Origin of the sequence: Paenisporosarcina sp. (assembly GCF_049671445.1) — a bacterium.
Classification (GTDB): Bacteria; Bacillota; Bacilli; order Bacillales_A; family Planococcaceae; genus Paenisporosarcina.
Map to the genome: position 1 here is coordinate 1 of NZ_JBATUX010000035.1, position 21148 is coordinate 21148.

The 21148-nt window shown below is 37.5% G+C and carries 23 protein-coding genes and 1 riboswitch; of the genes, 9 read left to right on the forward strand and 14 right to left on the reverse strand.

The annotated features are described in order from the left end of the window. The 3 genes from WBG45_RS05420 to WBG45_RS05430 form a co-directional block, all read right to left on the reverse strand. Positions 1-167: ATP-binding cassette domain-containing protein (locus WBG45_RS05420; RefSeq protein ID WP_424412786.1), on the reverse strand; the 167-nt coding region annotated here is incomplete at its 3' end. A 123-nt stretch (positions 168-290) separates the two neighbouring features. After that, positions 291-1775, reverse strand: a complete 1485-nt coding sequence (putP, locus tag WBG45_RS05425) for a sodium/proline symporter PutP (RefSeq protein ID WP_424412761.1) — start codon at positions 1773-1775, stop codon at positions 291-293. A gap of 146 nt (positions 1776-1921) precedes the next feature. Continuing rightward, complete coding sequence (locus WBG45_RS05430) at positions 1922-3556, reverse strand: AMP-binding protein (RefSeq protein WP_424412762.1); 1635 nt, start codon at positions 3554-3556, stop codon at positions 1922-1924. Between the two features lie 180 nt (positions 3557-3736). Beyond that, positions 3737-3881, forward strand: a riboswitch (FMN riboswitch). A gap of 395 nt (positions 3882-4276) precedes the next feature. On the opposite strand from WBG45_RS05430, the gene ribE (WBG45_RS05435) reads away from it, so the two are divergent. From ribE (WBG45_RS05435) to WBG45_RS05450, 4 genes are all read left to right on the forward strand, one after another. Continuing rightward, positions 4277-4906, forward strand: a complete 630-nt coding sequence (gene ribE, locus WBG45_RS05435; protein WP_424412763.1) for a riboflavin synthase — start codon at positions 4277-4279, stop codon at positions 4904-4906. Positions 4907-4921: 15 nt separating this feature from the next. Next, positions 4922-6115 (forward strand): bifunctional 3,4-dihydroxy-2-butanone-4-phosphate synthase/GTP cyclohydrolase II, encoded by a 1194-nt coding sequence (locus WBG45_RS05440; RefSeq protein WP_424412764.1) that lies wholly within the window; start codon positions 4922-4924, stop codon positions 6113-6115. Positions 6116-6127: 12 nt separating this feature from the next. Then, positions 6128-6595 (forward strand): 6,7-dimethyl-8-ribityllumazine synthase, encoded by a 468-nt coding sequence (gene ribE / locus WBG45_RS05445; RefSeq protein ID WP_024536682.1) that lies wholly within the window; start codon positions 6128-6130, stop codon positions 6593-6595. A gap of 85 nt (positions 6596-6680) precedes the next feature. Then, the gene (locus tag WBG45_RS05450) at positions 6681-7211 is read left to right on the forward strand and encodes a histidine phosphatase family protein (RefSeq protein ID WP_424412765.1); all 531 of its coding nucleotides are present in this window, start codon (positions 6681-6683) and stop codon (positions 7209-7211) included. Between the two features lie 39 nt (positions 7212-7250). Here WBG45_RS05450 and WBG45_RS05455 read toward each other — a convergent pair whose 3' ends face one another. Next, a complete protein-coding gene (locus tag WBG45_RS05455; RefSeq protein ID WP_424412766.1) occupies positions 7251-7466 on the reverse strand; it encodes a hypothetical protein in 216 nt (71 codons plus the stop codon). A gap of 159 nt (positions 7467-7625) precedes the next feature. On the opposite strand from WBG45_RS05455, the gene WBG45_RS05460 reads away from it, so the two are divergent. Next, positions 7626-8789 (forward strand): class I SAM-dependent methyltransferase, encoded by a 1164-nt coding sequence (locus WBG45_RS05460; protein WP_424412767.1) that lies wholly within the window; start codon positions 7626-7628, stop codon positions 8787-8789. A gap of 66 nt (positions 8790-8855) precedes the next feature. On the opposite strand, the gene WBG45_RS05465 is transcribed toward WBG45_RS05460, so the two are convergent. The 3 genes from WBG45_RS05465 to WBG45_RS05475 are packed head-to-tail and all read right to left on the reverse strand — an operon-like array spanning position 8856 to position 10997. Beyond that, entirely contained in the window at positions 8856-9515 is a 660-nt protein-coding gene (locus tag WBG45_RS05465) for a diphthine--ammonia ligase (RefSeq protein WP_424412768.1), read from the reverse strand. 2 nt (positions 9516-9517) lie between these two features. Then, entirely contained in the window at positions 9518-10009 is a 492-nt protein-coding gene (locus tag WBG45_RS05470) for a DNA topology modulation protein FlaR (protein WP_424412769.1), read from the reverse strand. After that, positions 9999-10997 carry a GNAT family N-acetyltransferase gene (locus WBG45_RS05475; RefSeq protein WP_424412770.1) on the reverse strand — a complete coding sequence of 333 codons (999 nt, stop codon included), beginning with the start codon at positions 10995-10997 and terminating at the stop codon, positions 9999-10001. The genes WBG45_RS05470 and WBG45_RS05475 overlap by 11 nt, the downstream gene beginning before the upstream one ends. 96 nt (positions 10998-11093) lie before the next feature. On the opposite strand from WBG45_RS05475, the gene WBG45_RS05480 reads away from it, so the two are divergent. Continuing rightward, complete coding sequence (locus WBG45_RS05480; RefSeq protein ID WP_424412771.1) at positions 11094-11348, forward strand: hypothetical protein; 255 nt, start codon at positions 11094-11096, stop codon at positions 11346-11348. A gap of 191 nt (positions 11349-11539) precedes the next feature. Beyond that, positions 11540-12592: a glycosyltransferase gene (locus WBG45_RS05485; protein ID WP_424412772.1), complete on the forward strand. Its 1053-nt coding sequence runs from the start codon at positions 11540-11542 to the stop codon at positions 12590-12592. A gap of 349 nt (positions 12593-12941) precedes the next feature. Here the strand turns inward: WBG45_RS05485 and WBG45_RS05490 are convergent, their stop codons facing one another. From WBG45_RS05490 to WBG45_RS05505, 4 genes are all read right to left on the reverse strand, one after another. Then, the gene (locus WBG45_RS05490) at positions 12942-13406 is read right to left on the reverse strand and encodes an NUDIX hydrolase (protein WP_424412773.1); all 465 of its coding nucleotides are present in this window, start codon (positions 13404-13406) and stop codon (positions 12942-12944) included. Between the two features lie 145 nt (positions 13407-13551). Next, positions 13552-14535 (reverse strand): HD-GYP domain-containing protein, encoded by a 984-nt coding sequence (locus WBG45_RS05495; protein ID WP_424412774.1) that lies wholly within the window; start codon positions 14533-14535, stop codon positions 13552-13554. 120 nt (positions 14536-14655) lie between these two features. Beyond that, positions 14656-16197 carry an SPFH domain-containing protein gene (locus WBG45_RS05500; protein ID WP_424412775.1) on the reverse strand — a complete coding sequence of 514 codons (1542 nt, stop codon included), beginning with the start codon at positions 16195-16197 and terminating at the stop codon, positions 14656-14658. 15 nt (positions 16198-16212) lie between these two features. Next, a complete protein-coding gene (locus tag WBG45_RS05505; RefSeq protein WP_424412776.1) occupies positions 16213-16746 on the reverse strand; it encodes a hypothetical protein in 534 nt (177 codons plus the stop codon). A 277-nt stretch (positions 16747-17023) separates the two neighbouring features. Here WBG45_RS05505 and WBG45_RS05510 point away from each other — a divergent pair, with 277 nt between their 5' ends. Then, positions 17024-17644, forward strand: a complete 621-nt coding sequence (locus WBG45_RS05510) for a DUF47 domain-containing protein (protein ID WP_424412777.1) — start codon at positions 17024-17026, stop codon at positions 17642-17644. 14 nt (positions 17645-17658) lie between these two features. Next, positions 17659-18657 (forward strand): inorganic phosphate transporter, encoded by a 999-nt coding sequence (locus WBG45_RS05515; protein ID WP_024536668.1) that lies wholly within the window; start codon positions 17659-17661, stop codon positions 18655-18657. A 41-nt stretch (positions 18658-18698) separates the two neighbouring features. Here the strand turns inward: WBG45_RS05515 and WBG45_RS05520 are convergent, their stop codons facing one another. The 3 genes from WBG45_RS05520 to WBG45_RS05530 form a co-directional block, all read right to left on the reverse strand. After that, positions 18699-19337: a pentapeptide repeat-containing protein gene (locus tag WBG45_RS05520; RefSeq protein WP_424412778.1), complete on the reverse strand. Its 639-nt coding sequence runs from the start codon at positions 19335-19337 to the stop codon at positions 18699-18701. Between the two features lie 73 nt (positions 19338-19410). Beyond that, on the reverse strand, positions 19411-19794 hold the full coding sequence (locus tag WBG45_RS05525; protein ID WP_424412779.1) for a DUF3221 domain-containing protein: 384 nt from the start codon (positions 19792-19794) through the stop codon (positions 19411-19413). 5 nt (positions 19795-19799) lie between these two features. Next, the gene (locus tag WBG45_RS05530; protein WP_424412780.1) at positions 19800-21101 is read right to left on the reverse strand and encodes an RNA-binding domain-containing protein; all 1302 of its coding nucleotides are present in this window, start codon (positions 21099-21101) and stop codon (positions 19800-19802) included. Between the last annotated feature and the right edge of the window lie 47 nt (positions 21102-21148).

The following is a 21148-nucleotide window of genomic DNA, read 5'->3' on the forward strand; positions in this document are numbered from 1 at the left end:
GTTGGATACAAAAAGTTTAGTAATGTGCGTATTGTCGTACTTTTTCCAGATCCATTTGGTCCGATGAAACCAAATATTTCACCTTCAGCAACCTGAAAAGTGATGTCTTCGATACCTCGGGCTTTGCCATACCGTTTTGTTAAGTTGTTAATGTCTATAATATTCACAACAATTAACCTCCCTCGCATGAGAAACTATATGTCTATTATTCTTTACTATATGCTTCACTGACCAATCGGTCAACCACAAACAAAAACAACCCACAACTTATGAAAGTTGTGGGTTGAAATTTATTTCTCTTGGTTTAAAAGTTGAATTGTTTCATCAAATTCACGATCGATTTCAGTGTTTTTACGATATGTTAGCAAACTCACCACGACTGCGAAGATTAAGCACAAAATGAAACCAGGAACGATTTCATACATTAAGCCTTTTAGTTCCTCATTGTTGCCCCATACGACAACGGTAATCGCACCAACGACCATACCAGAAAGTGCGCCCCATGTTGTTAGCTTTCTCCAGAAAAGAGATAGCAAAATAATAGGACCAAACGCAGCACCAAATCCTGCCCATGCATATGCAACTAAATCTAAGATTGATTTACTTTGCTCCCATGCTAGGAACATAGCTACTAAAGAAACCACTAATACAGCAATACGTCCCAATGTGACATACTCTTTGTCTGATGATTCCTTTTTCGATACAACTTTGTATAAATCTTCAATCAATGCAGATGAAGTAACGATTAATTGTGAAGATATTGTACTCATAACTGCGGCTAATACAGCAGCTAACATAATCCCTGCGATGAAAGGATGGAAAATAATTTGTCCCAAATCAATAAACACAGCTTCTGGATCAGTTAACGATGCAGTAGCATTTTGTTGGAAGAAAGCGATACCAATCAACCCTGTAGCAAGTGCTCCAAGAAGACTTAATATCATCCAACCCATACCGATACGTCTTGCTTGTTTTGTTTCTTTTACTGAATTAATTGCCATAAAGCGAACAATTATATGTGGTTGACCAAAGTAGCCAAGTCCCCATGCTACAGCTGAAAGTACGCCTAATACTGAAGCGCCTTTAACAAAACTTAAACGTGAAGGATCTACAGCACGAATACTTTCTGCCGCACCTTCGAATCCGCCTACATAGAATAAACCAATGACTGGCACTAAAATTAATGCTAAGAACATGATAACGCCTTGAACAAAGTCTGTATAACTAACAGCTAGGAAACCACCAAACAGGGTATACGCAATTACAACAGCAGAAACAATAAGTAAGCCTGTGTGGTAATCAAGTCCAAAAGAACTCTTAAAGAATATCCCTCCAGCAACCATTCCTGAAGATACATAAAACGTAAAGAAGATAAGAATGATAATCCCAGACACGACACGCAATGATCTAGAAGTGTCTTTCAAGCGATTTTCTAAATAACTAGGAATTGTAATCGAGTCATTAGACACTTGGGAATACGCACGTAAACGCGGTGCTACTAACAACCAGTTTAAGTAAGCTCCAGCAGTTAAGCCAACTGCAATCCAAGCCTCTACTAAACCGGATACATATATAGCTCCCGGTAGTCCCATCAGTAACCAACCAGACATATCTGCAGCACCAGCACTAAGTGCAGTAACAGCAGGTCCTAGTGAACGACCACCTAACATATAATCCGTTAAGTTTGATGTACGTCTGAAGGAATAGTAGCCAATGAAAAGCATGGCCGCCATGTAAATAATAATAGCAATCAATTGATATCCAGTTTCGGACATATTTATTCCTCCCTTTGAGAATATTTTGAGTAGTTCAAACTCATCATAACACGCAAATAGAAGAAGAACGAGTATATTTTTTCGAGCAAAACGTTGAATTACCAACGTTTAACAGCTATTACCTATTTCCCGGGAAATATGTCGAATTATGTTGCCGGGATTTTTTCCACAGACATTTCCCTTAATAGATATTTTTGGATTTTACCAGACGCTGTCATTGGATACGATTCAGTAAACTCGATATAGCGCGGAATTTTGTGATGTGAAATTTTCCCTTTGCAATATGCACGAATTTCTTCCGCACTTAGTGTTACCCCATCCTTGGCAATTATCCATGCCATTAATTCTTCACCATACTTCGGAACAGGAACTCCAACGACTTGAACATCTTGAATGCTTGGATGCTGATATAAGAATTCTTCAAGTTCACGGGGATAGACATTTTCTCCTCCACGAATAACCATATCTTTTATTCTTCCAGTAATTTCGATGTATCCATCGCTATCCAAAATCGCGATATCCCCTGTATGTAGCCATCCCTCATTGTCAATTGCAGCGTGAGTAGCTGCTTCATTTTTATAATAACCTTTCATAATGTGATAACCACGTGTGCACAATTCACCTGGTGTTCCGATAGGCAATTCTTCATTCGTGGTAGGATCAATAATTTTCACTTCGACATGTGGATGTGGTTTTCCGACAGTGGCTACTCTTTTTTCTATAGCATCATCTGATTTCGTTTGTGTAATCACTGGCGAAGATTCAGTTTGACCATAACAAATGGTTATTTCACTTGCTCCCATATCGTCTATAACTTTTTTCATTACCTCAATCGGACATGGAGACCCTGCCATAATTCCTGTGCGTAGCGAAGATGTATCGTATTTTTTATAATCTGGATGATTTAATTCGGCAATAAACATAGTCGGCACTCCATGAAGACCAGTACATTTTTCATCTTGTACTGCTTGTAGAACTTTTTTCGAATCAAATTGTTCCAGTAAAACCATCGTTGTACCATGAGTCACCGCTGCTAACGTACCTAATACACATCCGAAGCAATGGAAAAAAGGTACAGGAATGCATAAACGGTCTTGTGGTGTTAACTTCATAAAGTCACCTATAATTTGCCCGTTATTGACGACGTTCATATGTGTAAGCATGACACCTTTCGGAAAGCCAGTAGTACCTGATGTGTATTGAATATTAATAACATCATCTACATGCAACAAGCTTAATCTTTCATTAAGCTCTTCATCTGTAATTTTAGATGCAAATGCTTCAAACTCTCCCCATGTATAAATCCCAGGATATTTGTTTTCACTCATAACAATAACGCGCTTAAAAAATGGTAATTGTTCAGATTGAATATCTCCCTTCTCGGAAGTTTTCACTTCTGGACACACAGCATTTATTACATCTATGTATGAAGTACCTTTAAATTCTTCGCCTAAAATAAGCGTGGTTGCATCCGACTGATTCAATAAATACTCGAGTTCTTTTTCTTGGTAATTAGTATTTACCGTTACAAGAACCGCACCCATTTTACCTGTCGCAAATTGACTTAATAACCATTCACGTTTGTTATCTGACCAAATAGCCACATGTTCACCTTTTGTAATCCCCATCCCCATGAAGGCCTTCGCTAAGTGATCCGTCTCTTGGTCAAATTGTTCATATGTTTTACGAATATTATGTTCTGGATATACATACGCTTCCGTAGTCGGATAGCTTTTGGCTATTTCTCGCACTACTGCTCCAACTGTTTGCTTCTTTAACATGAAAAATCCCCCTTTGCGAAATCAGTGAATAAGCTAATGTTATCACAAAATTCAGACGAATTGTAAGGACTACATTATTTTCACAATATTGCTCAGAATTGGTTCAATATCTTTGGAAAGAACACCTGGATTTATCATTTCCATTCTATGTGCTACTATTAAAAAGACAAATAGTCACTTTATATTCTTCGGGGCAAGGTGAAATTCCTTACCGGCGGTGAGCAAATTATATTTGTAAGTCCGTGACCCGGTGCTTGAAAAAGTAGCGGTGGAGTTGGTGCAAATCCAACACCGACAGTTAAAGTCTGGATGGGAGAAGAATAAGAAGAGGTTTATTTGTTATGCTCTAAAACACTTCTTGTAGAGCATTTTCATCTATCATCACACATCAATTACTTCGTTTTCGTTATTATTTACATCTAGTAAAGACGCTTTCTCGCTATCGTGAGGAGATTATTTGTCATGAGTTAGAAGTTATTTCAATAAACGACAATGAGGTACTTCTATAATTCCCTTTCCTTACCACCCGTTTGCCCCATGGTGGAAAAAACAAAAACCTATTTACTAGTTCTATCTTTTTATTCAAGCAGACTTCTATGCGCTAACCACAGATTCAGTTCTTCGGCGTGCTAATTATGATACTGCTAAACATTTTTTCGGTCTAAAAATCTTGGTGTTTATGTTCGCATTAATACTCTTTTCAGTAAGGAGGATAAAAATTTGTTCACGGGTATCATTGAAGAAATTGGTACTGTCACGTCTATTCAACGAAAACCACACGCACTTGAATTAACGATTCGAGCGAAAACGGTTTTAGATGATGTAAAAAGAGGCGATAGTATATCAGTTAACGGCGTTTGTTTAACGGTTTCTTCGTTTACGAAAGATTTGTTTGTAGTAGACGTTATACCTGAAACGTTTAAATCGACCACTTTAGCACAATTATCATCCAACTCTCGTGTCAATTTGGAGCGAGCCATGGCTGCAAATGGACGTTTCGGAGGTCACTTTGTCAGTGGCCATATTGATGGAATTGGCGTCATTCGATCCATCACTAAAGAAACAAATGCCATTACTAAAAAGATTGAATTAGATCCTAGCCTTATGAAATACATGATGTTAAAAGGCTCAGTCGCAGTGGATGGGACTTCATTAACTATTTTCCATGTAGATCGAACATCGATTTCCATTTCCTTGATTCCTACAACTCAAAACGATTCACTAATTGGATACAAAGGCATTGGGGACAAAGTTAATATTGAGTGTGACATGCTCGCTAAGTATACAGAGCGCATTCAAATATCTAAATCCACAATGTCAAAACAATGGCTATCAGAACACGGATTTTAAATAGGAGGTTTCTTAATGTTTTATACAGTAGAAAAAGCAGTTGAAGCATTGGCAAAAGGACAAGCGATCATTGTAGTTGATGATGAAGATCGTGAAAATGAGGGTGACTTTATTGCTCTTGCAGAATTTGCCACTCCCGAAATCGTCAACTTAATGGCCACTGAAGGTAAAGGCTTAATTTGTGTACCAGTAGCTGAAGAAATTGCACAGCAGCTACAGTTCGGTTTAATGACAGACCAAAACACAGACCCATATGGGACAGCTTTCACCATCAGTGTCGATCATAAGGAAACAACGACTGGCATCAGTGCATTTGAACGTTCTCATACAATTCTACAAATGATTAACGGCGAATCGAAAGCGACTGATTTCAAACGACCTGGTCATGTCTTCCCTTTGATTGCTAAAAAAGGCGGCGTGTTAAAACGTGCAGGACATACAGAAGCTGCTGTTGATTTAGCTTTGTTAGCAGGCTCTCCTCCAGCAGGCGTCATTTGTGAAATTATGAATGAAGATGGCTCCATGGCAAGACTTGATGATCTTGTCATTATTGCTGAACGATTAAATATAGGCATCTTAACCATCGCTGAATTAATTGCATACAAACAAAAGAATGAAAAATTAATTACACGTGAAGTTGAAATCCTGTTGCCAACAGAATATGGTGATTTCCAAGTGGTTGGATACACTGAAACGTTGACAGGTAAAGAACATATTGCCCTCATTAAGGGTGAAGTTTCAGCCGACACACCTACTCTTACTCGTGTTCATTCGGAATGTTTAACGGGAGATGTTTTTGCTTCCCGCAAATGTGATTGTGGTTCACAATTGCACTCATCTTTAAAACAAATTGAAGAAGCAGGGTCAGGCGTCTTAGTTTATTTGCGCCAAGAAGGTCGTGGGATTGGCTTAATGAACAAATTAAAAGCCTATGCTCTTCAAGATCAAGGTATGGATACCGTCGAAGCCAATCAACAGCTTGGCTTTGCAGATGACTTGCGTGAATACGGCATCGGAGCACAAATTTTACGAGATTTAGGTGTAGGTAAAATGAAACTCTTAACAAATAACCCTAGAAAAATTGCTGGTATCGATGGTTATGGGTTAGAAGTAACTGAGCGCGTCGCAATTGAAATGCCCTCACATACAGACAATGAAAACTATATGAAAACTAAAAAAACCAAACTTGGGCATTTCCTAAGTTTATAGAGGAGCTTATATATGACTACACATTTAGAGGGCTATTTAATTGGATCCGAACTGAAAGTTGGAATTGTCGTTGGACGTTTCAATGAATTTATAACGAGTAAACTTTTAGGTGGAGCAGAAGACGCTCTTAAAAGACATGGCGTAGATGATGCAAATGTAACAATCGCTTGGGTGCCAGGAGCATTTGAAATTCCACTTGTCGCAAAACAAATGGCTGCTTCAAAAAAATACGATGCGGTTATTACGCTTGGTACCGTTATTCGTGGTTCTACTCCACACTTTGATTTTGTGTGTAGCGAAGCTGCAAAAGGTGTTGCCAATGCAGGGTACCAACATGATATTCCTGTGATTTTCGGCGTACTAACGACAGACACGATTGAACAAGCAATCGAACGCGCCGGAACGAAAGCTGGCAATAAAGGCTGGGAATCTGCAACTGCTGCAATTGAAATGGCTAATTTAATGAAAAAACTAGTTTAATCTATTGCCCTGAAGCATTTTGCTTTAGGGTTTTTTATCTTATACTTTTAATTAAAAGCGTGATTTTTAAAGGAGTGATTAGAAGGTGAAAACGATATATCTTGTTCGTCACTGTTCAGCAACCGGTCAAGAACCCGACGCTGAATTATCTGACTTGGGACTTCAACAAGCTGACGAGTTAGTCTCTTTTTTCAAAAACAAGAAAATTCAACACATCGTTTCAAGCCCATTTAAACGGGCTCAAGATTCTATACAACCAACAGCTCAATCAAAAAATATCCCCATCACGATTGATGAGCGCTTGGCTGAAAGAACATTGAGTTCGGGCAACTTAACAAATTGGCTTGAACTTCTAGAAAAAACTTTTACTGATTTGGACTTAAAACTTGATGGTGGAGAATCTAGTCGCGAAGCTACAGTTCGTGCGATTAACGTTTTAAATGAATCACCAAGCAATTGTGTACTTGTCACACATGGTAACCTCATGAGCTTGATTCTGAAACATTTCGATGAGTCCATTGGTTTTAAAGATTGGAAATCACTAAGCAACCCCGATGTTTACACACTTACCATTGGAAATAACGACAGTACCATTGAACGTCTATGGACAAAATAATTAAGCCTCTCCTATTCACGACACGTGATGAAGAGAGGCTTATTTCTTAAATTTATTTTTGGCGAATTGACCTACATTGAGTGATTTGCGACCATATAAATTGAGTTTGCGACCAACATTAATTGGTTTCCGACCATTTAGTGTGAGTTTCTGACCAACTTTAGTGGGTTTGCGACCAACTATATCAACTTTTCGACCACAATGAATTTCTGTCCATCCGAGTCGTCTTTTCGTCCACTCACACTGTGATTTCATCCATTCAATACAACTTTTCGTCCACTCATGCTGTGTTTCAGTCCACTCAAACAAATTTCTGTCCATTCAGCAATTCTAGCTTCAACATAGTCCTAAGAAATGGAATCTTGGTGAATGTGATAAACTATCGGTAAGAAACTTGAAAAGAAGGCGGACTAAATGGACTACCAAGAAATGCTTGATCAAATAACCGATTTAATCAACAACAAACACCTAATCTCTGCAACAATTAGCCAACCTCGTGCCAAGTCGGATGAAGTGAAACGGGTTCGATTAAAGCCCATTGAATTAAAGGGAACTTATATGATTCAATTTGAATATCAGTACGAACGCGTGTTAAAGCATGAAAATCTCGATTTATCTGATGTACCAGAAAAACTTAATCTTCTGCTTCAACAATTCCGTCAAGTTCAGGCAGAATTTGCAGAAGAAAAAATCCAAATTCAACTTTCTAAGAAATTTAAAGTGCTTTGGAAATCGGAACGTGTCAATTCAAAAAAAGTAGTCAACCTTTCCCACAATCGAAAGAAAAACTATTTGCTGGACGAAGATACTCTCTATCCATTTTTAGTGCGTCTTGGAGTGCAAACTCCTGATGGCAAAGTTAAAAAACAAAAACATGACAAGTTCCGTCAAATTAATCGTTTTGTTGAGTTTATTGATGATGCTCTCGATCACCTTCCGAAAGATAGACCTGTTCGAATATTAGATTTCGGATCTGGGAAATCCTATTTAACATTCGCTTTATATCATTATTTGCATATTGAAAAAGGATTAGATATTCGCGTCACAGGGCTCGATTTGAAAAAAGAAGTCATTGAAGAATGTCAACAAATCGCGAATGACTTGAACTATGAGAATCTTGAGTTTTTAGTTGGGGATATTAATGATTACAATGATGAAACATCTGTAGATATGGTCGTCACCCTTCATGCATGTGATGTTGCAACAGATATGGCGCTCGCTCGTGCTGTTAAATGGGGGGCAAAAGTGATTTTGAGTGTACCGTGTTGCCAACATGAATTAAACACACAACTGAACAGTCCTGCCCTAGATGTTATGCTTCAGCATGGTTTAGTTAAAGAACGGTTTGCTGCTCTAGCAACAGATTCTATTCGAGCGGAGTTATTAAAACTTGTTGGATATGAAGCTCAGTTGCTCGAATTCATTGATATGGAACATACGCCAAAAAACATATTAATTCGTGCTTATTTCACAGAAAAAAAACCTACAACTAATGATATGAAAAAATACCGTGAGTTTGTTGATTTCTTACAAGCTAAACCTTTTTTAGAAAGCGAATTAAAAGACTACCTGTCATAAATCAAATAAGATTCTCACTTCAAAAAGGCAATCCTAATCAACGGATTGCCTTTTTCTTAATTTCTATTAAGCTTCCAACGAAACGGTTAAAAACACATATCCTTCATTCTCTCGCACATTACCAAACGTAACGGGAACACGCGATGAAAAAATGGGACCATCTATAACCACTGTATGGAACTCTCCATTTTCACCACAGGAATCAATTCCAAGTGCTTCTAACTCATCCATCAGGTGCCGGGTAAACGTTCGACCTATATATTTTGCCGGCATCATGTTTGTATTGACCACCACAATAACCGCTTCAAAACCAACTGTTAACAGTTCTTCTAAGATAGAGCGACGTGGTTCCTGCCAAAGAGGATGAATCGGAACAATATCCGATTTTGCACACGTTTTTTGAACCCACTCTAAGTGTCCTTGTAAATCAATGTCACCAAATACCCCATGAGTGATACCGTCTTCTCGACACTCATCCATCGCATCAATAAACTTAGCTTCGTAATCGTCCCACCCTGCGCCACGAATCATTAACGGGACGCCCATTCGCTCCGCTTGAGCTTGGACTACATTAAGTGGCAATGCATGAGACTTTGACACTTCTTCGTCTTCTTGAAACATCGTTAGCAATCGTTTCGGGGTCATTCCTAATTGAATTGCACGATAGTAAGCCATGGCAGAATCTTTGCCACCACTCCATGATGCCACAAATGGTTGTTTTTTCATCTTCAAGCTCCTAACTCTTTGTCATCTCGAATTTCAATCGAATTTTCCGGTGATTTTTTTAGTATGTCACGCACTTGTTTCTTGTAAATCGTTTCATATTGATAGGTCCATTTAAACATTTGACCAAACATACGCCATGTCGGGGTATAACTTGCCTCTTCAAAGCCTCTTTTTTGTTTAAAAAACCTATATGAAATTCTGTAAATGCGTGTCAGTAACCATGGATGCAAGAAGATAATTTGATCAGCTTCTTCAAATGTTTTCATGGACCACCCGAGATGACTACCTTCGATTATCCATGAAGGTTGAAGCAGGATATGACTCAATATTGCATCACGCTGTTCATCCGAATTTCTTATGTCTCCTTCAGACCCTCTTGACCACACTACGTCATCAAGTGAATAAGTATCAATTTCTTTTTGGAGAGCGAGTTTTCGGGAAAGGGTCGTTTTACCGCTACCAACTGAACCTACAATCCGAATTTTATTGGCCATGTGCCCAGGCAATTCGGTTATCGACTTTACGAACCATACGAATCATAAACGGTTGATAGCCGAGTTTTGGCCAAAAGTAGGATGCTAAGTGGTTGGGTGTATGCCAATCGGCTAAAGCATAATCGTAACCCAATTCCTTCAACTGAGCATGACTAGCATCTGCTAGTGCTTTCCCTACTCCCCGTCCTCTATATTGTGGATTAGTGGAAGCAGCCGGTAGCTCCACTGCCCGATCAGGAGTAAACATATTGACTGAAGAATCCGCTTCATAATACACATGGAAACCTACAGGAATTTCTTCTTGTTCCCCAATCATGACAATAGCTTCGGCATCTTTAGCAAGTGCTGCATAGCCGCTTTTCACATCTTCCAGAGACTCTTTTGTAATTGGGTTCCAAGAAGGCGCAGATGCTTGGTGAATACTGTTCCAACGAGACATCCGTTTTAGCATATCAATATCACTTTCTTCTAATCGACGAACTTTTAAAGCTTTGCGTTCTGTATCTTTTGCTTTTGGTTGGTAATTTTGAATATCTAGTATTGCATATTTTTGTTCGAACCTGAAGCCTTGCTCTAGCCATTCATAAACTAACCGATCATAGCCAATTGGAACGTATATAATATGTTGAAAATAGCCACCAGCTATCCATTCTGCACCCGCTTCAGCATACATTAGACGTACTAGTCTAGGATGAGCATCTTCTGCTATAGCAATATACGGATAGTCAATCGTAATATGACGTCCCTTTTTCGCGTCTTCTTTAAACTCATATAACATATAGCCAATTACTTGTTCTTCTCGAAGTGCGACAATCCCATTAACGAATGGCTTTTCTATTTCTTTACGTAGAAGAGCTTCAGTTACTTTTGGGTCTTCAAACTCTTTTGGTAAGAATGAATAACGACTCCGTTCCACTCTATGTCTGTTAGCTAACAGGGTAGCCATAGGCGATAAATATTGCTTATCAAACCCCACAAATTGAATCATGTGAATTCCCCCTTAAAATTTATGTTGATTGCATAAGCTTTCTTCCTATCCACAGCCCTACTTGCTATAATTATAAAATAGGAGAGGGGATAAATAATGGAATTAAAACGAGTTGCTTATGGCGTAATTATGGCGGCAACACTCATATTTGTTCGCTTTATTGATATTCATGTTTATAATATGCCCACTTTTTTATCGATAATTGTCCTCATTTTAATCATGGTGGTCAGTTATAAACTAGTTGATCGTTCACCTTTTTTCGACAGACAAATTACTAGGAATACGTATTACATAATGAATACACTCATTATTTCGTTACTAATATTGGCTTTATATGCTATTGAATCTTAGAACCATGTAGGGAGTTAATCTCTCTTGCATGGTTTTTTACATTTAACAGGACTTTTTTGTATTCATTACCTAAAGATTCAGCTCTACTAATAATGGTATTAGATACAAGATTCGACACAATCATGAAGTTTCCTTTAAATTAAGCTTTAATTTAGGGAGATATGGGTACTGTTTGGGGAGGGGGGATTTGTGTGAACCATACTTGCATCCTTATAGCCGCTTATAAGCCTGAAGACACTTGCCTTCATACTATTAAGGAGTTAATCAATATCGGATTTTTACATATAATCGTAGTTAATGATGGCTCCGGACAACAATTCACTCCTTTTTTCGAAACTATCGATAAAATTCCAGAAGTGAAAGTGCTTCATCACGGAGCAAATCAAGGGAAAGGAAGAGCACTGAAAACAGCTTTCCATTACATTTTAAATGAACGTCCTGATATCCATAAAATAATTACAGTAGATGCTGACGGTCAACATCGCACAAAAGATATTTGTGCGTTATACCAAGCGTCCTTTGAACACGATGGCATCTTATTAGGGGTAAGAAATTTTGACCAAGATGATATTCCTTTTAGAAGTAGATTTGGAAACAAACTAACTCGAAATCTATTCCGCTATACAACTGGAATTGGAATAACAGACACTCAAACGGGTCTCCGACTCTTTTCAAAAAAGCACCTTTCTTGGTTACTATCGATAAAAGGTGAAGTATTTGATTACGAATTAAATATGCTGGCATCTTCAAAAGATGCTGGCGTACCCATTCATGAATTCGAAATCGATACGGTTTATGAGAACAACAATAAGTCCTCTCATTTTCAACCGATAAAATCTTCACTTCAAATCTATAAAATTTTCATTAAATTTGCTGTCTCAGGACTAGCTTCATTTGGATTGGATATGGCGTTATTTGCTTTGTTTATTTGGTTATGGAAAGATGATGCACCTGAAATGTATATAATCTTTGCAACACTTTTAGCCAGAATCATTTCAGCAAGTTTTAATTATTTAATTAATCGCAAGAAAGTATTTAAAAAGGGTGACGAACGTTCTTTTGTAAAATACATGATTCTTGCTGCGGTTATTATGTCCATATCCGCTGGCCTTGTGCATGGACTGTTCTTCTTAACGGGTAGAGGTGAAATGGTCATCAAGGGCATAGTAGATAGTATCTTATTTCTTGTTGGATTTATTATTCAAAGAGATTGGGTGTTTAAAAAGAAAAAGCCAAAACACTAAAGAGTGTTTTGGCTTCAAATAGTTGACAAAAGTATTCTTATAAATATAGATGTATGGAATAAACATATCCCTCAATCTTCGTGAAGTTGTCTGACGGTGTTGGACAATACTAGTGTAAGGACCGTTAGTACTTTTTCAAACTTTTGTTGAGGTCTAAACACACTAGGCAGGGACTGCCACGAAGACTCCTGTGGGAAAAGCTTGAACTGAAGACCCCGGAGGAACGTAGTGACGAGGAGGCTGAAGCCAAGCCCACGGAAAGCGCAGTGGCAGTCCCTGCTGGTTTTTTATTCATTCAAAACCTAGTTTATCTACAGACTGATGCCAAAACACTAAAGAGTGTTTTGGCTTATTTAATAATTGGAGTAGGCACTTGATGGACCCAGTCCATAATAAATCGCTTCTGATGAGAATTTAAATTAGGTGGAAGATTCTGCTTATCAAAATAGACATGTGCTCGGGACTCTTCGTTTTTTTGAATTAATTCTCCTGAAACATTTGAAGTTTTAAAGATCATTTGAATACTAAATACTTGATCACCGTTCGCGTATTCCGCAAATCCTTCTTCACCTGAATAAACGCCAAAGAAATCCATGTCTCCAATGATTAATCCCGTCTCTTCTTGAGCTTCTCTTCGTGCTGTTTCACTAACTTGTTCTCCCAATTCAAGGACGCCTCCCGGGATACACCATACATCTGCATCCGTACGATGTTGTAATAATATCTGATTTCCTTTTTCAATAATTACTCCACACCCTACCGTTAATAGCGGTTTATTACCAATCATCTCACGCATCTTTTGTAAATAGTTCATTTACACTTCACCCTTTCGATATCTACATTTTTTCTGGTTAATTATCATTAGCTTTGTAAGCATTTGCTTATCAAAATTCAACATCCACTTATAAAAAGAAGCTTGCACCTGTAAAGTGCAAGCTGCTCACATAAGTACTACTTTGTTATCTCCACTTAAATTGTTGATCGTGTAATAAGTTTAGGAAAACATCCACTACATCAGGATGGAATTGAGTACCCCTACCTTTAACAATCTCTTGTATTGCTTCATCTATTGATAGGGCTTTGCGATAAACACGATCGGTTGTCATGGCATCAAAAGAATCTACTACTGAAACGATAGCTGCTTCTAATGAAATTTCTTCACCTTTCAATCCGTGTGGATAACCTTTTCCATCATAGCGTTCATGATGTTCTTCGACGATAAAAGCAGAATCGCGTAACCATGTAAGTTCGTGGTTTCGTATCATTTCTGCACCTTTTGTAGTATGAGCTTTCATTAATTCCCATTCTATTGGTGTAAGTTTATCTTTCTTATTTAAAATTTCTAATGGCACTGCAAGTTTTCCAATATCGTGAAAATATGCCCCCCATATCAGCATTCTGGAACGTTCGATTGGTTGATCAAGCTTCTTCCAAAGCTCAATGGAATAATCCTTGATTCTAGAACAATGATGGAACGTATACCCGTCAACTTTTTCAATTGCCGCTGCATCACGTTGGACAATTTCTGTCTCTCTAAATTCTGATTCATATATACTAACTGTTTTTTCAAGTAAAATATCAGTCCCGGCTTGACTATAAAACGATAGTAATTCAGGATATTTTGATGCATCTATTGTGTCGCCTTCTTGTAACACAAACGTTCTGTCCTCATACTCTACTTCAAGTTCCCCAAGAACTACAGTATATTTTTCGACCACTTCGTCGATCCCTTCATCTGATGTATACCTTACCCAAACCGAGCGTTCTGGGCGCACCGATAGGAGTCCATAAGCAAGTTCATCTGATTTCCCGATGTACGTAGCGTTAGAATTGCCAATAATTAAGCGATTTAATGAAGGTTTTTCTTTGATGTCTATGATTTGCTTTCGGGATAACGCCATATATACCTCCACACCAAGCATCATTATATGTAAATACTTCATTAACTGTATCTTTTTTCATTCAATTTGTCATTAAAAATTTGCTAAATTACATAAATTTTTACTTTTTTATATTTATTTTACTAAGAAAAAAGCCCTCCAATAACTGGAGAGCTTGATACACTATATAGATACGTGATCTTCCACTTTTTCTTCTTTTTTCTTGTCTTGCATTTCATATGAAATACGATCTAAGCTTGGACGAAGAGTGCCTTTTCCAGAATAGTTTTCAAGCATCTCTTTTACATCAATACCTGAAGATGCTTTTAACGTTTCTTGAAGAGTCGACATTAAATTGGTTGCGTAAGATGTCACTCTATTAGCACCACCGCCTTCACCGCCACCTGTATCAACTACTGTAATTTTGTCGATATTCGCTAAAGGACTTGCTATTTGTTTCGCGTACTCTGGCATCATACGAACGATCATATCAAGAACGGCTGCTTGGCCGAAGTGGTCAAACGCATCAGCAAGTTTTTGCTTCGCTTCAGCTTCAGCAAGACCTTTAAGTCGAATAATATCTGCTTCTGTTTCACCTTGTGCACGTTCAGAGTCAGCTTTTGCTATACCGTCTAGACGAACTTTATCTGCTTCAGCTTTCGCTCTTGCTTCGATTCTATATTTTTCTGCATCTGCTTCTGCCATGACACGTGATTTAGAAGCTGCTGCAGTTTGTTCCACTGCATATCGATCGGCATCTGCTTTCTTTTTCACTTCTGAATCGTATTGTTTTTCTCTACGTAAAATTTCTTTTTCTTCTAATTCAATTTGTTTCTGACGCTCAATAATTTGAATTTGCATTTCTTGCTCCATAACTTCTTGTTTTGAGCGAGCCGTTTGAAGTTCATAGGCTTGGTCAGCACGAGCTTTAGCAATATCTTGCTCACGACGGTATTCAGCAACTTTTAATAAGTTCTCTTTTTCTGCTAATGCAATTTCAGTAGCACGTTCAATTTCATATTGCTGTGCTTCTTTTGCTGCTTCAGACCGTTTAATACGTGTTTCTTTATCTGCTTCAGCTGTAGCAATGTCTGCATCTCTTTTCACTTGTGCGATACGAGGTTTACCAAGAGAATCTAAATAACCATTTTTATCACGTACATCTTTGATTGTAAATGATACGATGACAAGTCCCATTTTCGCTAAATCCTGCGACGCGACACGTTGAACTTCTTGTGAGAATTTATCACGATTTTTATATATTTCTTCAACTGTCATTGAACCAAGGATAGACCGTAAGTGACCTTCAAGCACTTCTTTCGCTTCGTTTTCACGATCTTCTTTAGATTTCCCTAAGAATTGTTCAGCCGCAGTTGCTATTTCGGAAATCGATCCACCAATTTTAATAATGGCTGTTCCATCTGCCATTACGGGTACACCTTGCTCTGTATATACTTCAGGTGTCATTACTTCTAATTTACTTGATAGTAAGCTAAGAGGCTTAGATTGTTGGAATACTGGGAATACAAATGTACCACCACCACGTATGATTTTAATTTTATTTCCTGAGGCATCCGTATGAACTGTTTTTGATCCTAAGTAACTTCCGGTAACTATAAGTGCTTCATCAGGTCCAACTGTTTTGTATTTCGTTACGTATACCCCAATTATTGCAAGTAATATAAACCCTACGATACCGATAACAACCATCACTTCTAACGTCATTGTTAATTCCCCCATTTACATTTTATCGATTTTTGTAAAATCAAAGGCCTCGTATTCTCGAACAAGAAACGTCCCGTCTTCCACTTCAATCACTAATACTTCTTTGCCATAATCAATTTCTTCGTTATCATAACCAGCTGCTCGTTTATGGACTAATCCACTTACAGTTTCAATGACTATTTCTCCAAATCCATTAACAGGTATGGGGGTAATTACTTCCCCTACTTCCCCTGCTAACGACTCATCCGTATAGGCAATTGAAACCTCTGATGATGCCATAGGTAGTAAAATTAAAAAGTAAAGTAATGTATCAAGAACTCCTCCCACTACCACACTGGATAATAATACAAACCAACTACTCCAAGAAGTCGTTACTTCGAGTACATAGCCAGATGTTGAAACGAAAGTGACCATGGCCAAAATAACTGCTGGATTTAGAAAAGGAATTCCTTCTCCTATCCCATCTGCCATATCTCCGAAAAACACATACAAAATCGTTAAAGCACCCACAATAAGCAATGTATATAAATAAACTTGTTCAATCACCATCCTAGACACTCCCATTTCAGCAATTCTTTAGTGACTACTAATATTTACGAAACACCAAATAAAAAGTTTCATTTTTCTAAATTTTTTATTTCTTTATCAATTTATCTAGTTTTTCTTCAGGGTTTTTTAAATAGGAAGAGAAAGTGCGCAGGCTTATGTTACAAAATTGTAAATTTTAATTAATAAGAGTAAAAAGTGTATTGATTTTCTAAAGTTTTTGCTATGATGTTTGAGGTTAACAAATTAACCTATCTTATTTAAGTCCAGGAGGCTTTTTATGTTTAGTTCAAAAAAACAAGATCCATTTTTTACAGCTTTACTTCAAATATCAGAAACGGTTAGAGAAGCAGCTCACTATGCGGATGACTTCAAAATAATCAGTGTGGCAGATTTAAAAGAACTAAGCGTTAAAATAAAAAACTATGAAACAGAAGGCGATAAATTAATACATGATTTGATTTTAAAGTTAAATAAATCATTTATGACACCAATCGAGCGCGAAGATATCCTTCATTTAGCTAATAAAATGGATGATATTTTAGATGGAATTGAAGCGTTCACTGCTTATTTAGATATGTACTCATTGATTGACATTGACGAATCGATGCGTACTTTTATGCAATATATTGTTAAGAGTACGGATGAAATTGTCAAAGCGATGGAATTATTGGCAAGCAAAAAACTTCTACAAATGCGTGAACACTCAATCTTGATTAAAGACTACGAGCGCAAATGTGATGAAGTATTACGTACTTCTATCAAACAACTTTTCTTGAATGAAAAAGATCCAATTCGTATTATCCAATTTAAGGATATTTATGAACAGCTTGAAGACATCGCAGATTACTCTCAAAACGTGGCAAACACGATTGAGACAATCATTATGCGTAATGCATAGGAGCGTATAAATACATGGATTCAATACTAATTTTAACTATTTTAGTGGTCATATTTGCACTAGCATTTGACTTTATTAACGGCTTTCATGATACAGCAAATGCCATAGCAACTTCGGTTTCTACACGGGCATTACCGCCAAGAACAGCTGTTATGCTAGCTGCAGTTATGAACTTTGTAGGAGCGCTGACATTTACAGGTGTTGCAAAGACCATTTCAAAAGATATCGTAGATCCATTCATGCTTGAAAATGGCTCACTTGTAATATTAGCTGCTCTTTTATCAGCGATTGCTTGGAACTTAATTACTTGGTATTTCGGTATTCCGTCGAGTTCTTCCCATGCATTGATTGGGTCTATTGCTGGTGCGGCTATATCTGCTGCTGGTTTAGGGGTTTTAAACTACACTGGATTCTTGAAAATTTTACAGGCGTTACTAATTTCACCATTCCTAGCGCTAGCTGTTGGATTTTTAATGATGACGTTGTTTAAAGTGTTATTTAAGAAAAATAACCTCTATCGGACAAATAAAGGTTTTAGAACTTTCCAGATCTTTACTGCCGCATTACAGTCATTTACACACGGTACTAACGATGCACAAAAAGCTATGGGTATCATCACTTTGGCTTTAATTGCTGCTGAATTACAATCGACAGATGATATTCAAATGTGGGTTCGTGTTTCTGCTGCACTTGCAATGGGATTAGGTACTTCTATCGGTGGTTATAAAATCATTAAAACTGTTGGTGGTAAAATCATGAAAATTCGTCCAGTTAACGGCGCTGCGGCTGATTTATCTTCGGCTTTAATTATCTTCGGAGCAACAACGATTCATTTACCAGTATCAACCACTCATGTTATTTCTTCTGCTATTATGGGTGTTGGTTCAGCTCAACGTGTGAAGGGCGTTAAATGGGGAGTAGCACGTAAAATTGTATTAACGTGGATTATTACTTTACCAATTTGTGCGGCTCTTGCTGCAGTCATATATCAAGTACTTAATTTGTTTTATTAATAAAAAAAGCTGTCACGCTCAACCATTGAGCATGACAGCTTTTATTCTTTTATGAGTAATCCAAGTGATTTGGCAAAGCCCATCGCTTGTTCTGTAGAAACGGTACAACCCGAAAGTTTTTCAACACTCACTGTAATTTGTTCATACGTACATGAACTTAAATCAATTTTGTCTAAACTAGTTTCAGTGAAATTCGAAGCGTCTAATTCGCATTCATTAAATTCAACTTTATCAAATAGACACTCGAAAAAATCTGCTTTATTAAACGCTGTATGCTGAAACTTCACTTGTTTCATTTTACTAAAACTAAACGCAGCATAATTTGCTACACAACTATCCATCCATACATGACCAAAACGGCTTTGTGTACACTGTACGCCTACTAGTTTTGACTGTTGAAATTCCACTCTATGGAATATGGATTGACCAAAGTCTACGTTAGACAAATCACAACGCTCGAACTTACAATCAATAAATTCCACTTGGTCAAAACGAACCCTATTAAAGTCAACATCTTGAAAATGTACTTGATCAAAACTAATTTTGTTCTCTGGTAGTTCAGTGACATTCCAATTCAAAACAATTCCCCGGGAAATAAATCGTTCTTCATCCACTTCTATTAATATTGCAACGTCCAACTCTTCAAGTTGCTTTGGAATTTTCGGCTTGTCTATTTTCACACTTGTGATACCTCTTCCATAATAAAGCTATCAACGTCGCTACTCACACGATAACTCTAACTATTTATCAACATTACTTAGTTTCGTCACTTAAAATCTTAACGCCGTTGGCACTTGCTTGTCCTGGAAATGATTCATTGACGCTACTATAACTTATACGCACATAATCCATTTCCTTAACTGTTTTCACTTGATCAATTGATAATGAAAACCAAATCGCTTCACTGACACCTTCCAACATTTCATCTTCGGTCTGGCCTTTTAACTCAGCTGCATCTTTTCCTTTTATGACTAAAATGCGTGAATCATCGATAATTGCTACAGTTCCTTCTATTGATTGCGAATAACCACTTTGAGTTTGATTATTTTGATAAAAAGAGGTAATCGAAAATATGATAGCTGCTAGAGCAGCAACAACAATAATAACAATTAGTACTACAGCTTTATTGCCTTTCATAATACTTATTCCTCCTGGTTTAATGCCGATAATGTATACATACGTCCTTTGCGCTCGCCTGTTGCTACTAATAAATCTTTCGACACCATTTCTCGTACAATTTGTGTCACTCTAGACGGTGAGACTCCTAATATTTGTTGGATGTCTATATTTTTCGCTTTCTTATGTTTAACCAAATGTGTCATTATGGCTTCTTCATGAGTCATCTCTTTGCGAATCTTCGGTTCAGAAGTTGTTTTTTCAACCTTTTCAAGTCGTGGAAGTTTTATAACGATACTATCTTTTTGTATCGAAATTTTCGGCTTATCATCACCGTCTTTGTAGGAGTCCATCACACTACGTATTCCATCTCCCCGTCCATCGGTTAAACCAAGATCGACAAATAGTGCATGTAAGAGCGGATTTCGACGAACAATGCGAGCTCCTTTTTTAACAGACTCAATTGATAAACCTTCTACTAAAGTCCCTGGTGAAGTTACTTCGACACGATTAGCAAAAATCACAACTGAAACATCACCTTGTAAAGAATAATCGCGATGAGTAAAAGCATTAACCACACATTGTTGAATCAAATCGTTTGGATACACGGATTGAACCGTTTTTAATATCGCCATTATCCGGCTTAATTGAGTCACAATAGATCCAGAAAAATCACTTGCTTGTTGGCAAAAAGATGTGGATCGGTCTCCACTATATTGCAATAATACCGCGCGTGTTTGAGAAGAGTTCGCTAACCATGTACCTAATTGCGTTAAAACAAACTCACCGTTGTTCCATCGAATCGCATTGTATGAAGCGAGCACACCTTCAAGGTCTTCATTTATATTTGCAAAACTATCCTTAATAGTAGGTTGTGCTTGAACAAAATCGACAAATTCCGTGAAATCTTCAGCGTTAAAAACGGTATTAGTTTGGGCATTTTCAGTTTCATCAAGTTGTCTCATACGAATAAAACGATGAACTTCCTCTGGCGTTCTTAATAATCTCTTTTTCGAACCATAGCGAATATAGATTTCTTCAAATAAAGTATCACGTTTACGATAAACGTGTTCGGTCGCTTTTACTTTCACATCTAAAATTACTTGACCATCAAGATGTTCCTGATTAACTTCAATTAGGGGCATAGGCTCAACCATTTTACTTAACTGGTCATACAAGGCGTTTTCATCTGCTAACGGACTCTCTAACCCTACAACACTTTTCGAATCAGTCATTCCTATTTTTATCGTACCGCCGCTTCCATTAGCAAAAGCAATTACTTCTCGGTACAACTTGTTCGTCACTTTATCTTTATATTCAATATTCAACCCGCTCACCACCTATCGATAATTATTAATACAAGTATATCGATAAT

Coding starts and splice junctions, on each gene's coding strand:
- putP (WP_424412761.1), bottom strand. CDS start 1,775: ATGTCCGAAACTGGATATCAATTGATTGCTATTATTATTTACATGGCG.
- WBG45_RS05490 (WP_424412773.1), bottom strand. CDS start 13,406: ATGAACTATTTACAAAAGATGCGTGAGATGATTGGTAATAAACCGCTA.
- WBG45_RS05475 (WP_424412770.1), bottom strand. CDS start 10,997: ATGATTCAATTTGTGGGGTTTGATAAGCAATATTTATCGCCTATGGCT.
- WBG45_RS05465 (WP_424412768.1), bottom strand. CDS start 9,515: ATGAAAAAACAACCATTTGTGGCATCATGGAGTGGTGGCAAAGATTCT.
- WBG45_RS05525 (WP_424412779.1), bottom strand. CDS start 19,794: ATGAAAGGCAATAAAGCTGTAGTACTAATTGTTATTATTGTTGTTGCT.
- WBG45_RS05495 (WP_424412774.1), bottom strand. CDS start 14,535: ATGAAGTATTTACATATAATGATGCTTGGTGTGGAGGTATATATGGCG.
- WBG45_RS05505 (WP_424412776.1), bottom strand. CDS start 16,746: ATGGTGATTGAACAAGTTTATTTATATACATTGCTTATTGTGGGTGCT.
- WBG45_RS05430 (WP_424412762.1), bottom strand. CDS start 3,556: ATGTTAAAGAAGCAAACAGTTGGAGCAGTAGTGCGAGAAATAGCCAAA.
- WBG45_RS05510 (WP_424412777.1), top strand. CDS start 17,024: ATGTTTAGTTCAAAAAAACAAGATCCATTTTTTACAGCTTTACTTCAA.
- WBG45_RS05440 (WP_424412764.1), top strand. CDS start 4,922: ATGTTTTATACAGTAGAAAAAGCAGTTGAAGCATTGGCAAAAGGACAA.
- WBG45_RS05460 (WP_424412767.1), top strand. CDS start 7,626: ATGGACTACCAAGAAATGCTTGATCAAATAACCGATTTAATCAACAAC.
- WBG45_RS05455 (WP_424412766.1), bottom strand. CDS start 7,466: ATGAAATCACAGTGTGAGTGGACGAAAAGACGACTCGGATGGACAGAA.
- WBG45_RS05480 (WP_424412771.1), top strand. CDS start 11,094: ATGGAATTAAAACGAGTTGCTTATGGCGTAATTATGGCGGCAACACTC.
- WBG45_RS05500 (WP_424412775.1), bottom strand. CDS start 16,197: ATGACGTTAGAAGTGATGGTTGTTATCGGTATCGTAGGGTTTATATTA.
- ribE (WP_024536682.1), top strand. CDS start 6,128: ATGACTACACATTTAGAGGGCTATTTAATTGGATCCGAACTGAAAGTT.
- WBG45_RS05515 (WP_024536668.1), top strand. CDS start 17,659: ATGGATTCAATACTAATTTTAACTATTTTAGTGGTCATATTTGCACTA.
- WBG45_RS05470 (WP_424412769.1), bottom strand. CDS start 10,009: ATGGCCAATAAAATTCGGATTGTAGGTTCAGTTGGTAGCGGTAAAACG.